At 70.1% G+C, this 12,362-nt stretch carries 14 protein-coding genes and 1 pseudogene; 13 read left to right on the top strand and 2 right to left on the bottom strand.

From position 1 onward, the window contains the following. Positions 1–2: 2 nt before the first annotated feature. Together narI and AC1DHX_RS00580 are read left to right on the top strand one after the other, a co-directional pair. Complete coding sequence (gene narI, locus AC1DHX_RS00585) at positions 3–848, top strand: respiratory nitrate reductase subunit gamma (protein WP_476856154.1); 846 nt, start codon at positions 3–5, stop codon at positions 846–848. A gap of 75 nt (positions 849–923) precedes the next feature. After that, on the top strand, positions 924–2,147 hold the full coding sequence (locus AC1DHX_RS00580) for an MFS transporter (protein WP_223914637.1): 1,224 nt from the start codon (positions 924–926) through the stop codon (positions 2,145–2,147). 24 nt (positions 2,148–2,171) lie between these two features. On the opposite strand, the gene AC1DHX_RS00575 is transcribed toward AC1DHX_RS00580, so the two are convergent. Further along, positions 2,172–3,509: a DUF445 domain-containing protein gene (locus AC1DHX_RS00575; RefSeq protein ID WP_476859473.1), complete on the bottom strand. Its 1,338-nt coding sequence runs from the start codon at positions 3,507–3,509 to the stop codon at positions 2,172–2,174. Positions 3,510–3,559: 50 nt separating this feature from the next. Here AC1DHX_RS00575 and AC1DHX_RS00570 point away from each other — a divergent pair. The 5 genes and pseudogenes from AC1DHX_RS00570 to AC1DHX_RS00550 all read left to right on the top strand — a co-directional run bounded on the left by AC1DHX_RS00570 (position 3,560) and on the right by AC1DHX_RS00550 (position 6,430). Beyond that, positions 3,560–4,460: pseudogene (locus tag AC1DHX_RS00570) on the top strand (glycerophosphodiester phosphodiesterase). 97 nt (positions 4,461–4,557) lie between these two features. Further along, positions 4,558–5,004, top strand: coding sequence for a DoxX family protein (locus AC1DHX_RS00565; protein ID WP_230008480.1), 447 nt, complete (start codon positions 4,558–4,560; stop codon positions 5,002–5,004). Further along, positions 4,965–5,774 (top strand): AzlC family ABC transporter permease, encoded by an 810-nt coding sequence (locus tag AC1DHX_RS00560; protein WP_476859472.1) that lies wholly within the window; start codon positions 4,965–4,967, stop codon positions 5,772–5,774. The genes AC1DHX_RS00565 and AC1DHX_RS00560 overlap by 40 nt, the downstream gene beginning before the upstream one ends. Next, the gene (locus AC1DHX_RS00555) at positions 5,771–6,082 is read left to right on the top strand and encodes an AzlD domain-containing protein (protein ID WP_476849852.1); all 312 of its coding nucleotides are present in this window, start codon (positions 5,771–5,773) and stop codon (positions 6,080–6,082) included. Before AC1DHX_RS00560 ends, AC1DHX_RS00555 begins: the two co-directional genes overlap by 4 nt. Before the next feature lie 108 nt (positions 6,083–6,190). After that, on the top strand, positions 6,191–6,430 hold the full coding sequence (locus AC1DHX_RS00550) for a hypothetical protein (RefSeq protein WP_223914633.1): 240 nt from the start codon (positions 6,191–6,193) through the stop codon (positions 6,428–6,430). A 51-nt stretch (positions 6,431–6,481) separates the two neighbouring features. Here AC1DHX_RS00550 and AC1DHX_RS00545 read toward each other — a convergent pair whose 3' ends face one another. Further along, positions 6,482–7,114: a TetR/AcrR family transcriptional regulator gene (locus AC1DHX_RS00545; RefSeq protein ID WP_028275272.1), complete on the bottom strand. Its 633-nt coding sequence runs from the start codon at positions 7,112–7,114 to the stop codon at positions 6,482–6,484. A gap of 177 nt (positions 7,115–7,291) precedes the next feature. Here AC1DHX_RS00545 and AC1DHX_RS00540 point away from each other — a divergent pair, with 177 nt between their 5' ends. The 6 genes from AC1DHX_RS00540 to AC1DHX_RS00515 all read left to right on the top strand — a co-directional run bounded on the left by AC1DHX_RS00540 (position 7,292) and on the right by AC1DHX_RS00515 (position 12,327). After that, positions 7,292–7,657, top strand: coding sequence for a thiamine-binding protein (locus AC1DHX_RS00540; protein ID WP_230008484.1), 366 nt, complete (start codon positions 7,292–7,294; stop codon positions 7,655–7,657). Positions 7,658–7,749: 92 nt separating this feature from the next. Beyond that, entirely contained in the window at positions 7,750–8,427 is a 678-nt protein-coding gene (locus AC1DHX_RS00535) for an O-methyltransferase (RefSeq protein ID WP_476859471.1), read from the top strand. Positions 8,428–8,645: 218 nt separating this feature from the next. Continuing rightward, the gene (locus AC1DHX_RS00530) at positions 8,646–9,752 is read left to right on the top strand and encodes an acyl-CoA dehydrogenase family protein (RefSeq protein WP_476859470.1); all 1,107 of its coding nucleotides are present in this window, start codon (positions 8,646–8,648) and stop codon (positions 9,750–9,752) included. Beyond that, positions 9,746–11,275, top strand: a complete 1,530-nt coding sequence (locus AC1DHX_RS00525) for a PIG-L family deacetylase (protein WP_476859469.1) — start codon at positions 9,746–9,748, stop codon at positions 11,273–11,275. The genes AC1DHX_RS00530 and AC1DHX_RS00525 overlap by 7 nt, the downstream gene beginning before the upstream one ends. A 5-nt stretch (positions 11,276–11,280) precedes the next feature. After that, positions 11,281–12,066, top strand: coding sequence for a glycosyltransferase family 2 protein (locus AC1DHX_RS00520; RefSeq protein WP_459383645.1), 786 nt, complete (start codon positions 11,281–11,283; stop codon positions 12,064–12,066). Positions 12,067–12,108: 42 nt separating this feature from the next. Beyond that, a complete protein-coding gene (locus AC1DHX_RS00515) occupies positions 12,109–12,327 on the top strand; it encodes a three-helix bundle dimerization domain-containing protein (RefSeq protein WP_079552243.1) in 219 nt (72 codons plus the stop codon). Positions 12,328–12,362: the final 35 nt, after the last annotated feature.

Below are 12,362 nucleotides of genomic sequence, written 5' to 3'. Positions count from 1 at the left end.
GCATGCTGGCATTCGAAGCGGAACCCGGATCCGCCGTCGGACTCACCGCACTGGACATCGTGCTGTGGGGCGTGCTGCCGTACGTCATGGTGGTGGTTTTGGTCGGCGGACTTCTCTGGCGCTACAAGTACGACCAGTTCGGCTGGACCACGAGGTCTTCCCAGCTCTATGAGTCCAGGCTGTTGAGGATTGCGTCCCCGTTGTTCCACTTTGGCCTGCTCGCCGTGATCGCCGGTCACTTCTTCGGCCTGGTCATTCCGATGGCGTGGACCCAGGCGGCCGGGATGAGCCAGGAGTTCTACCATTTCAACGCCCTGCTGGTCGGCGGGATCGCCGGGGTCGGAACGCTGGGCGGGATCCTCCTGCTGATCTACCGCCGCCGGACCACCGGGCCGGTCTTCATGGCCACCACCGGCAATGACAAGACCATGTACGTGGTGCTCACCGCGGCCATCGTGTTCGGGCTGTGGACCACCTTGGCGAGTGTCTTCGAGGGCGAGCACGGGCACAATTACCGCGAGACCGTGGCCCCGTGGTTCCGCTCGCTGTTCATCTTCCAGCCCGACATCGCGGCGATGGCCGCGGCGCCGTTCTCCTTCCACCTGCACACCCTGGTAGGCATGGCGCTGTTCGTGATCTGGCCGTTCACGCGCCTGGTCCACGCCTTCACGGCCCCGTTCCACTACCTCTTCCGCCCCTACATCGTTTACCGCTCCCGGGATCGGGACTCCGGCGGCGCCGGGGCCAAAGGCACAGCCGGCGCTGCCGGCGCCCGGAGCTCCACGGCCGGCGCCCGGCGGGGCTGGTCCGCCGTCGGAACCCGGGACCGGGACACCAGGAACCGGTGACCCGGTGCCATCGCTGAAGCTGCGTTGCTGAACCGCTTTGCTGAACCGCTTTGCTGAACCAGGAAGGAGACCGCCGTGGCCGGAGCAGTGTCCCCGCCCGTCGCCGCCCCTGCGGGCCGGGCGCTCAATCTGACGCTCGCCACCTCGACCTCCGTGGTGTGCTTCTGGGCCTGGAACTCCATCGCCACACTGAGCGCGTTCTACACCCAGCATCTGCACCTCAATCCGGCCACCACCGGTGTGCTCGTGGCCATGCCCGTCTTCGTCGGCTCGCTGGGGCGGATCGTCGTCGGCGCCTTGACGGACAAGTACGGCGGCCGCGCCATGTTCACTTTTGTCCTGCTGGCCTCCATCGTCCCGATCCTGCTGGTGGCAGTCGGCGGCAGCCTCGACTCCTTCGCCCTGGTGCTGGCTGCCGGCGTGCTGCTGGGGGTCGCCGGAACCGTCTTCGCCGTCGGGATCCCCTTTGTCAGCGCTTGGTACGAGCCCGCCCGGCGGGGTTTCGCCACCGGCGTCTTCGGCGCGGGCATGGGCGGAACGGCCCTGGCCGCTTTCCTGAACCCCCGGCTTGTCGCCGCCATCGGCTACGTTCCCACCCACCTGCTGATCGCCGCGATTCTGGCGGTCATGGCCGCCATCATCTGGTTCCGCTTGAAGGAGGCGCCGGGCTGGACCCGCAGCAACGCGCCCGTGATGCCCAAGCTGATCGACGCCGCGAAGACCCCGGTCACGTGGAAGCTGTGCTTCCTCTACGCAGTCCTTTTCGGTGGCTTCGTTTCCTTCGCCACGTATCTGCCCACGTACCTCCGGGATGTCTACAGCTTCGATCCCAGCGCGGCCGGCGCCCGCACCGCGGGTTTTGCGCTCGCCGCCGTGCTGGCGCGGCCGGTGGGCGGCGTACTCGCCGACAAGATCGGTCCCAAGCCAGTGGTGATCGCCGCCCTCGCCGGCGTCGCCGTCCTTGCCTGGGTGGTGAACCTGCAACCCGACGGCGACGTCCCCGCCGGCCTGACGTTCGTCGCCATGGCGGCGGCGCTGGGCCTGGGCACGGGCGGGGTATTCGCCTGGGTGGGGGTCCTCGCGCCGGAGGGCAAGGTCGGCAGCATCAGCGGGGTGGTCAGCGCGGCCGGCGGCCTGGGCGGCTACTTCCCGCCGCTGATCATGGGCGCCACCTATGACGCCGCGGCGCACAGCTACGCGATCGGGCTGCTGCTGCTCGTCGCCACAGCGCTCGCGGCGCTTGTCTTCACCATCTTCGCCATGCACGGCAGGACCAAGGCCAAGGTCGCGGCCGCCTAGCCGGTGCCGCGGAGCGGGGCCAAGCTAGCCGAACAGCAGGGTGGCCAGCGTAAAGATGGCCAGCCCGGCCAGGGCGCCCACCACCGTGCCGTTGATCCGGATGAACTGCAGGTCCCTGCCGACCTGCAGCTCGATCTTCTGCGACGTCTCGTCGGCATCCCAGCGGGCCACGGTGTCCGTGATGACCCCCGCGATGTCCGAGCGGTAGGTCTTCACGAGGTAGCCGGCCGCGTCGCCGATCCAGGCGTTCACCTTGCCGGCGAGCTCGGGATCGACCAGCAGCCGGGTGCCGAAGTCATGCACGGCCGCCTTGAACTTGACGGTCAGTTCGCTGTGCGGGTCATCGACGGCGGTGAGCAGGGCCGTCTTGATGGTCTCCCAGGTGCGGGAGGCGAGCTCGCGGACCTCCGGGTCGCCGAGCACTTGGGCCTTGATGCCCTCGGCGCGGGCGATCATGACAGGATCATGCTGCAGGTCCTGCGCGAGTTCCTTGAGGTACTTGTCGATCGAGAGGCGGACCTGGTGCTGCGGGTCGGACTGCACGGCGCGGGTGAACTTGAGGATCTCCACATACACCTTGTCGCCCACCAGCCCGTCCACGAACGAGGGCACCCACGTCGGGGACCGGTCGGTGACCAGCCTGTTGACCGTCTCCTGGTTGTCCCGCACCCAGTCCACGGTGCGGTCCACCATTAGGTCCACCAGCGCATGGTGGTGCCCGTCGTCGAAAATCCGCTCGGCGAGGCGGCCCACCGGCGGCCCCCACGGCGGGGTGAGCAGGTGCTTGCGGACCATGGACTCGATCACGGCCTGGACGTCGTCGTCGTTGAGGACCTTGAACGCGCCGCGGATGACGGCGGCACCCTCCTTGGCGACCCGGTCCGGGCCGCCGGGGCTGGACAGCCAGGCGCCGGCCTTGCGCGCAATGTCTGCGGACGCCAGCTTCTCCTGGACCACCTGTTCGGAGAGGAAATTGGTTTCCACGAATTCGCCCAGCGAGGCGCCGATCTGGTCCTTGCGGCGCGGGATGATCGCGGTGTGCGGGATCTTGATGCCCATGGGGTACTTGAACAGGGCCGTGACGGCGAACCAGTCCGCGAGGGCACCGACCATGCCGCCCTCGGCCGCGGCGCGGACGTATTCGAACCCCGGATACTGCTTCTGCAGGGCGAACGCGACGATGAAGATCACCGCCATGACGACCAGCAGCGAGAGGGCCAGGAGCTTCATCCGGCGCAGCGCCGCGGCCTTCTCGACGTCGCTGGAGGCAGCGGAACGCTGTCCGGGGGGACCGCCCGGCCGGGCGCCGCCCGGACGTCCCGCGGCGCCGGTCAGGGAAGTTGACTCAGTATTGACCTGCATGAGCCCAGCCTAGCCCGCCACGGAAACGGACGGTCCGCTAACGTGGCACCATGACCACTGATGAGCCTGCCGCCGCCCGGCCTTTGGTCTATGCCCACCGCGGCGCCAGCGGAACCTTCGCCGAGCACACCCGGGCCGCGTACCTGCAGGCAATCGCCGACGGCGCCGACGGCGTCGAATGCGATGTCCACCTGACCCGGGACCAGCACGTGGTGCTCCTGCACGATGCCACCCTGGACCGCACCTCGGACGGCACCGGCCAGGTGGCCGACCGGACGCTGCAAGAACTCCAGGAACTGGACTTCTCCTCCTGGAAGGGAGCCCGGATCCCGGAGGCCTACGGCGCCAAGTCCGGGCAGTTCCTGACCCTGCCGGACCTGCTCGACATCCTGCGCGCGGCCGGCCGCGGGATCGGGCTGGCGATCGAGTTCAAACACCCGAGCCCGTACCAGCTCAGACTCGAGGACCGGGCCCTCGAGGTCCTGAGGGCCCAGGGCTGGGATCCGCGGACGTCGATGCTGGAGAACATCACGGTTTCCTTCATGAGCTTTAGCCCCGACTCCGTAAAACACCTCCTGGAGTCCGTACCGGCCGCGGCCGTCTGCCAGCTCGTGGATGACGTCAATGTGGCGGACATCCGGGAGGAACTGGGCCTCGGTGCCCTGACCGGCGGGGCGCTGGCCAACGTGATGAAGGCCGCCCAGGCTGAGGGGGAACGGATCCTGGCGGCGGCCGAGGCCGGCATTGCCGGCCCCGGCATCGGGTACGTCCGCACGCACGCCCCGGCCGTTCAGCGCTGGCTCGCCTCGGGGCTGCGGTGCCGGGTGTGGACGGTCGACACCGAGGACGAACGTCGAACGGTGCCGGAAACTCGGGATCCAGGAGATCACCACCAACTGGCCCGCCCAGGTCCTCTCCCAGCTCATGGCGGACAGCCGGCCCCCACGGTAGCCGTCTGGCTGCCACACGGATCTTGGGCTGACATCTTCACATCCCCCGAGTCCCGGGCGGATTACGGCCGGCGTGGCCGCTGTGGTTGAGTTGTTGCATGCCATTTCGCCGGCCCGTCCCGGACCTCCAGACGCTGTCCGCGGCAGCGATGAGCGCGCTGCTGCTCACCAGTGCCGCCAAGCACTTCCGCGAGCCTGAATTTTTCCACCCGGTGGTACCTGACTTCCTGTGCCGGGACGACTCCGGCGAGCAGCCGAACGGGCCCCTGGCCGTCCTGTCCCGTGAGGAATGGGTGGCAGTGAGCGGGCTGCTGGAAGCCGCCGCCGCCGTCGGGCTCCTGGTCCCGGCCACCCGGAGGGCCGCCGCGGGCTGCGTCACGGCGATGTTCGCCGCCTTCCTCGCCGGCCACGTGGATGCCCTGCGCAAAGCCTACGGGCCGGAGGGCTCGCCGCGCCGGCGACGCGTGCACACCCTGCGGCTCCCGCTCCAGGCGCCCCTCATCGCATGGGCCTGGACTTTGACGCGGCGGAACCGGCGCCCGTGAAATTCCTGCAGTCACAGGCGGTGCGGATCGGTTTATCGATCAGCATCGCCACCGGTCTCTACGGCGTCTCCTTCGGTGCGCTGTCCGTAACCTCGGGCCTGGATTTCTGGCAGACCGTGGCACTGAGCCTGCTGCTGTTCAGCGGCGGCTCGCAGTTCGCCTTCATCGGTGTGGTGGCCGGAGGCGGGTCCGGCGTCGCAGCGATGGGCGCCGCGACGCTGCTGGGCATGCGCAACGGCATCTACGGCATGCAGATCAATGCCCTCCTGCAGCCGCGCGGGTGGCGGAAGTTTGCCGCGGCCCAGCTGACCATCGACGAGTCCACCGCCACCAGCACAGGGCAGACGGACCCCGACGAGCAGAAACGCGGCTTCTGGACCGCCGGAATCGGCGTCTTTGTCCTCTGGAACCTGTTCACCGCCCTCGGCGCACTGGCCGGCGGGGCGCTCGGGGATCCCAAACAGTGGGGACTGGACGGCGCCGCCGTGGCGGCCTTCCTGGGCCTGCTCTGGCCGCGGCTGAAAGGCAGGGAACCTGTGGCCATCGCGGTGGTCTGCGCGCTGGCCACCGTGCTGGCCGTGCCGTTCGTGCCCCCGGGAGTGCCGATCCTCGTCGCCGCCGTGGTCGCGGCAGGGATCGGCTGGTTCAGCCACGGCCGCAGCGATGAGGGCCTGGAACCGGACGTCGATCCGTACGCGGAGGACCACGTGCACCACCGCCACGACCCGGCCCGCGAATCCCGCGGTGACCGCCTCGGAGACGACGCATGACTCTTTGGATGTGGCTGCTGCTCTCCTGCCTGCTCGCCTACGCCTGGAAGCTGCTCGGTTACCTGGTGCCGGCCAGCCTGCTCCGCAACCCGCGGATGTCCAGGATTGCCGGGACCATGACAATCGGGCTGCTGGCGTCCCTGACGGTGGTCAATGCTGTCGCCTCCGGCCAGTCGCTCGTCCTGGACGCCCGGCTGGGCGCATTGGCGGCGGCGGGCATCGCCTTGTGGTTGCGTGCGCCGTTCCTGGTGGTGGTGATCGCCGGCGCGGCCGCGGCCGCCGGGCTCCGGCTGCTCGGCTGGGACTGACCCGCCAGTGGAACGCCTGACCGCGCTGGAGCGCGGATGGGCTGGGGGTGCCGCCGGAACGGTCTTTAGTCCCTACTTGGTGCCGGGATCCCATGGGAGCATTCGAACATGACTGAACACGACGGCGAGCTGCCGGCTGCCGGCCGGGAGGCTGCCGACGAGCAAGCCGCGGAGCAGCAGGCCGCGGAGCCGCGCAAGGATCAGCGCACCAAGCAGCACGAGCCGTATGTTTCCGGCGGGGCTGAGTCCACCCGGGAAATGCGCGAAATGTCCCGCCGCCGTCGGGAAGCCGAAGAGAAGCTTCAGCAACACCTTCTCGAAGCCAAGGAAAAGCCGGCCGAAGACTAGCGCCGGGCACCGGACTGTCGGGGCACCTGCAGGATCCGGCGCTTATGGGTGCTAGCCGAGAACGGCGTCGAACGCGGTGCCCGTCAGCGGGGCCTGCGGCGGCAACGCCCGGTCCGGCCGCTCCGTCCGGATGGCGTCCTCAACCAGCGCCACGGGCCGGCGCCACGCGTCGGAGCCCGGCTCCATGGTGTCCACGACGCCGATCAGCATGGCCAGCAGGCGGATCATGTCCGTCATGGAAATATCGCTGCGCAGGGTGCCCTGCCCCTGGCCCCGGCCCAGCAGCACGGCGATGGATTCAATCAGGCCACCCGTAATCCCGGTCAGCAGCCCGCGCCGGCCCGCGACAGCTCCCAGCAGGTTGGCCTCTTCGCTGGCGACATGCATCGTGGCATCGATGACCCGAAAGAGCCCTGCGGCGGCGTCAGGATCGGCCAGGGCCTCATCGATGGCCGGGTCCACCTGCAGCCGGAGCTGCTGGTTCAGGGCAGCGAGCACCAGCTCTTCCTTGTCGGCGAAATTCCGGAAAAGGGTGGCGGGACCCACTCCGGCGGTGACGGCAATGGTCTGCAGCGGCACCTCGGGGCCGTGCTCGCGGAAGCACTGGCGGGCCGCGGCGATGATTTTGTCCACGTTGCGCGCGGCATCTGCGCGGAGCGGCCTGCGGTCTACTGCCCGGTTCATTTGCCTAGGGTAGCAACGCGAAGGGTGCGCGAACCTGTTACCGGCGGGTAGTGACTTATATGACGGTGGCGGAGGTGCGCCCGGCCGCTGCCGGGCTGGAATCGCGTGAAAGACTGGTGCCGGACAGCCCGGAAGTTTTCGCCCCCGGTGTCCTGACTGAGTGAAGGGAACCACCACATGCTGGTCGCATTCTCCGTAGCACCCTCCGGTGACCCCGCCAACGGGCAAGCGCCCGGCGACGCGTCGGTCCACGACGCCGTCGCGGCCGCGGTGCGGATCGTCCGGGAGTCGGGCCTGCCCAACCGGACGAGTTCCATGTTCACCGAGATCGAGGGCGAGTGGGACCAGGTCATGGACGTCGTCAAGCGGGCCACGGACGCGGTGGGCGCCTACGGTTCGCGCGTCTCGCTGGTCCTCAAGGCGGACATCCGGCCGGGCTACAGCGGCGAGCTGACCGGCAAGGTGGAACGGCTGGAAAACGCCATCGACGGGCAGGGCGCCGGCGGGACCGGCCCGCAGATTCCAGCCCGGCCGGGAAACTAGGCGTACTGAGCCGGACCGCACGCCGAAACGCGGGCGGGAACGGCGCGCCCGGAGGGGTACCGCCAGGCGCGGGCGGCTGGAACACTGGGGGCATGATCGAGCATCAACCCGCCCCCGGCTGGGTCGCCGTCGAGAACTTCCTCTCCGACGCGGTGGTCCGCCCGGACCGTTCACTCAAGCGCGCCGTGACCAGCGCACTTGAGGCAGGCATGCCGGCCATCGAAGTGGCCCCCAACGCCGGCAAACTCCTGAAACTGCTGGTCCAGCTCTCCGGTGCGCGCCACGTCCTGGAGATCGGCACGCTGGCCGGCTTCAGCACCATCTGGATGGCCCAGGGACTGCCCGACGACGGCCGGCTGGTCACCTGTGAATACCTCCCCCTGCACGCCCGCGTCGCGCGGACCAACGTTGACGACGCCGGGCTGGGCCACAAGGTGGAGATCCGGGTCGGCGCGGCGCTGGACACCCTGCCCGAGCTGAAAAGCGAGGCCGGGCCGCCCTTCGATTTCGTGTTCATCGATGCCGACAAGGAAAACAACCCGCACTACCTGGACTGGGCCATCCGGCTTGGCCGGCCCGGCACCACCATCGTGGTGGACAACGTCGTGTGGGAGGGTGCGGTGCTGGACGCGTCGATGGACCCGGTCAACGCCCCCGGAATCATCAGCACGCTCCAGATGATGGGCGATGACCCGCGGCTGGACGGCACCGTGATCCAGACCGTGGGTTCGAAAGGCTGGGACGGCTTCGCCCTCGCGATCGTCCGCTAGGCGCAAGAGACTGTCCGCCGGGGCGAACGCGCCGGTGGCAGCCGACCCCGTGCAGCCCCCGGCCACCCCCAAGTGCTAAGTATGCTTAGATTACTTGTCGACGGCGCCAGCGATGGCGGCGCGGCCGCGGACGCGCAGGACTTCAGCCACGTGGCCGGGCCCAGCCCGAATCCGCCCAGCCCGAATCCGCCCAGCCCGAAGGAACACAGGCAGCCGAAATGAACGGGATCCCCATCTCCGACCACCCCCTACCCGTCCGGATCAGCTCCGCGGCCGCAGACCTGGAGACGATCAGCCCCCTGCTGTCCGAGGCGCAGGACGCCGTCCGCGATGTCCCGGGGCTGCTGGAGCTGGCCAAGGCGGCCGCGGCGGCGGCGCCCAAACCCGGGGACGGCCGGACCGCGTTCCTGTGGGAGATTCTGGCCTCCGTAACCGCCGTCGATGTCGCCGCCGGACGGGTGCTGGAACCCCACCTGGACGCCGTGGCGATCCTGGCCCAGGCCGGCGACGAGGCGGCACGGCACGGCCGGGACTGCCCGGACCCCGACGATGCCAACTTCGAGGGGGCCTGGGGTGTGTTCGCCGCCGAGGCGCCCGGCCTGCGGCTTGAAGCCAAGGAATCCGCAGACGGCTGGATCCTGCAGGGATCCAAGCCCTGGTGCTCGCTCGCCGCCCAACTGGACCATGCCGTGCTGACGGCCCATCTGGAGGCCGGAGGCCGGGCCGCCTTCGCCGTCGACCTCCACGCGAACGGCGTGGGCTTCGCGAATCCGGAGTGGACCAGCCTGGGACTGCGCGAGATTCCCAGCGGCACAGTCCACTTCGAGGCCGTTCCCGCCGTGCCCCTCGGCGGCGCCGGCTGGTATTACCAGCGCCCTGGTTTCGCGTGGGGCGGCATGGGCGTGGCCGCCTGCTGGCTCGGCGGCGCCGTCGCCGTGGCGCGCAGCTTCGCCGACTCCCTGCGGCACGCCGCCGACGGCGGACGGGAACCGGACCAGATTGCGCTGGCCCACCTCGGCGAGATTGACCGAACGCTTGCCGCCCTCACCGCCTACCTGGCCGGCACGGCCGCAAGGATCGACGCAGGCGAACTCTCGGACCGCGGTGCGTGGCAGGAAGCCCTGCGTGTGCGCGGCAGCGTGGCCGCCGCCGTCGAACGCGTCCAGACGCTCGTGAGCCAAAATCTCGGTCCGGCCCCCCTCGCCTTTGACGAGCGCTACGGAAAACGGATGGCCGATCTCGCCCTGTACATCCGCCAACACCACGCGATGCGCGACGACGCACAACTGGGCGCCCTGGCACTGGCCGAAGGCAACCCATGGTGACTTTCACACACAACGACGCCGGGACGTCCGAGGCCGCCTGGGCCGGCAGCCCCGCCGCCAGGCTGCCGGACCTGCCGCTGGATGACGCGGCGCTCGCCGGCCGGGCCTTCATTGTCCTGGCCGCGCACCCGGACGACGAATCGCTCGGGGCTGGCGGGCTGCTGGCCCGGCTGCACGCCGTCGGCGCCACGGTCCGCGTGCTGCTGTGCACGGCGGGGGAAGGATCCCACCCCGGCTCGCCAACGACGACGCCGGAACAGCTCGCCGCGGTCCGGCTGCAGGAGTTCGGCGACGCCCTGAAACGCCTTTCCGGAGCCGGGAACGGGGCCGGGAACGTGGCGTGGCAGTGCCTGGGCCTGCCCGACGGTCACCTCGCCGGGCACCGGGAAGAGATCCGGGCCGCCGTCCGGGACGCGGTCCGGGAGGCAGCGGCCGTGTGCGGTCGCGCCGCCGACGAGGTGGTTCTCGTGGCGCCCTACCGCTCCGATGGACACACCGACCACGACGTCCTCGGATCCGTTGCCGCCGGGCTCAGCGCCGCGGCGGGCCACGCCCTCCTCGAATACCCCATCTGGTACTGGTTATGGGCGGCACCAGGCGCGCCGGACGCCGGCGGCGGCCCGGCCGGGGCGGCCGGCCTGACCGGACCCGGCGACCCGGACGGCGGGGCATGGCGCGGCTGGTTCCGGCTGCCGCTGCGCCCGGCAGAGCTTGAGGCCAAGGCCGCCGCGATGGCGGCACATGTGTCCCAGGTGCGCCCGCTCTCCGGGCTGCCGGGCGACGAGGTGCTCCTGCCTCCGGCCTTCCTGACACACTTTGAGCGGACCTGGGAGACGTTTGCCTGGCACCCCGCGGCCGCCCCGGCGGACGGCCCGGGCGATGGCGGGTCCCGGCAGCCCTTCGCCGCGGGCGACGCGGAGCGCGTGTTCGATGCGGTCCACGCCCAGGAGGAGGACCCCTGGCAGTACACCTCGAGCTGGTACGAGCAGCGCAAACGCACCCTCACGCTCGCCGCGCTGCCCGGCAGCAGCTACACGTCCGGGTTGGAGATCGGCTGCTCCATCGGGGCCCTGAGCGTGGAACTCGCGCCGCGCTGCGGAAGCTTCCTCGCCGTCGATGCCAGCGGCACCGCCCTGGACCGTGCCGCCAGGCGGCTCGCGCACCTGCCCGCGGCGACGACGCGACACCTGACCGTCCCGAACGAGTGGCCGGACGGATCGTTCGACCTGATCGTGGTTTCAGAGGTGGGCTACTACCTCTCGCCGGCAGAGCTCGCCGGACTGTTCGACCGGATTCAAGGCTCGCTCATGCCTGGCGGGACCCTCGCGCTGTGCCACTGGCGGCACCCCATTTCCGGCTGGGAACTCGACGGCGACGCGGTCCATGCCGCGGCCCGGCGGCACCTGGGCTGGGCCGGCGGCGGGACCTACCAGGAGCGCGACTTTGTGCTCGAGGTGTTCCTTGCCCCGGACGCTGCACCGGGTGCCGCGCCGGGCCTGGGCGGCCCGGAACGGATCCGGTGACCCGGATGACGGCGCTGCCGTTGCCGCGCGGGCACCGCATCGACCGGGTCGCCGTCGTCATGCCCGCAAACAACGAAGAAGACCACCTGGAACTGGCGTTGGAGGCCGTTCAGCGGTCCGCGGACGCACTGCGCAGGGTCCGGTCCGACGTCGAGACCCGGGTGACGGTGGTGCTGGACAGCTGCACGGACGGTTCCGCCGCCGTCATGGCCGGCTTCGCAGCCTCGGACCCGCGTTTCAGCGCATTGGAGGTCAGCTACCGCAGCGCCGGCGCCAGCCGGGCCGCTGGCGTCCGGGCCTCCGGCATCGGCGTGACCAGGCGGCGGCCGCCCGGCCAGCGCTGGACGCCGCCGCCCTGGGCCGGGCGGACCTGGCTGGCCAACACCGACGCCGATTCCCGGGTGCCGGAGAACTGGCTGGTGCGCCAGCTGGAGTTCGCCGAGGCCGGGGCCGACGCCGTGCTGGGTTCCGTGGAACCGGACCCCGCCGGGATGGACCCTGAACTGCTCCGGTGCTGGCACGAACGCCACCCGTTCCGCGAGGACCACCCCCATATCTATGGCGCGAATTTCGGGGTCCGGGCTTCCGCCTATCTTGCCGCCGGAGGGTTCGCCCGGGTCACGTCCGAAGAAGACCGGACCCTGGTGCACAGCCTCCGCAGCCGCGCCTTTACGGTCACCGCGACGGACAGCATCAGGGTCATGACCTCCGGCCGGACCCATGCCCGGGCGCCCCACGGCTTTGGCACCTACCTGCGGAGCCTGGGCCACCTGCTGCCGCCTGCCAGTTGAAGATTCATTGACGCCGGGACCAGGCCGCTCCACACTGAAGAAGTGACGGACGATGCGAAAGAACCCAGCATTGATCAGGTTGTCGAGCGTCTGGCTGCCAGGTTTCCGCACGTACCGCGGAGGCACATCGCCGGGATCGTCGGCGAGGAATTCGATGCCCTGAACGCAGGCCGGATCCGGACCTACATACCCACACTGGTTGAGCGCGGCGCCCGCGTGCGGCTCAAGAGCGAGTTCGGGATCAGCGCCGCCGAAGACTAACGCACGTGACGCCGCCCCCTACCCCCGAGTTCGCC

The sequence above is a fragment of the Arthrobacter sp. 05N33_2 genome, assembly GCF_056397425.1.
Note: the sequence above shows the minus strand (reverse complement) of the source record. Positions and strands in the feature narration are given on the sequence as shown.

Bases quoted from the DNA above. Each gene is read 5' to 3' on its own strand.
- narI (WP_476856154.1), top strand. From the start codon at position 3: ATGCTGGCATTCGAAGCGGAACCCGGATCCGCCGTCGGACTCACCGCA.
- AC1DHX_RS00575 (WP_476859473.1), bottom strand. From the start codon at position 3,509: ATGCAGGTCAATACTGAGTCAACTTCCCTGACCGGCGCCGCGGGACGT.
- AC1DHX_RS00565 (WP_230008480.1), top strand. From the start codon at position 4,558: ATGCCATTTCGCCGGCCCGTCCCGGACCTCCAGACGCTGTCCGCGGCA.
- AC1DHX_RS00560 (WP_476859472.1), top strand. From the start codon at position 4,965: ATGGGCCTGGACTTTGACGCGGCGGAACCGGCGCCCGTGAAATTCCTG.
- AC1DHX_RS00555 (WP_476849852.1), top strand. From the start codon at position 5,771: ATGACTCTTTGGATGTGGCTGCTGCTCTCCTGCCTGCTCGCCTACGCC.
- AC1DHX_RS00550 (WP_223914633.1), top strand. From the start codon at position 6,191: ATGACTGAACACGACGGCGAGCTGCCGGCTGCCGGCCGGGAGGCTGCC.
- AC1DHX_RS00545 (WP_028275272.1), bottom strand. From the start codon at position 7,114: ATGAACCGGGCAGTAGACCGCAGGCCGCTCCGCGCAGATGCCGCGCGC.
- AC1DHX_RS00540 (WP_230008484.1), top strand. From the start codon at position 7,292: ATGCTGGTCGCATTCTCCGTAGCACCCTCCGGTGACCCCGCCAACGGG.
- AC1DHX_RS00535 (WP_476859471.1), top strand. From the start codon at position 7,750: ATGATCGAGCATCAACCCGCCCCCGGCTGGGTCGCCGTCGAGAACTTC.
- AC1DHX_RS00530 (WP_476859470.1), top strand. From the start codon at position 8,646: ATGAACGGGATCCCCATCTCCGACCACCCCCTACCCGTCCGGATCAGC.
- AC1DHX_RS00525 (WP_476859469.1), top strand. From the start codon at position 9,746: ATGGTGACTTTCACACACAACGACGCCGGGACGTCCGAGGCCGCCTGG.
- AC1DHX_RS00520 (WP_459383645.1), top strand. From the start codon at position 11,281: ATGACGGCGCTGCCGTTGCCGCGCGGGCACCGCATCGACCGGGTCGCC.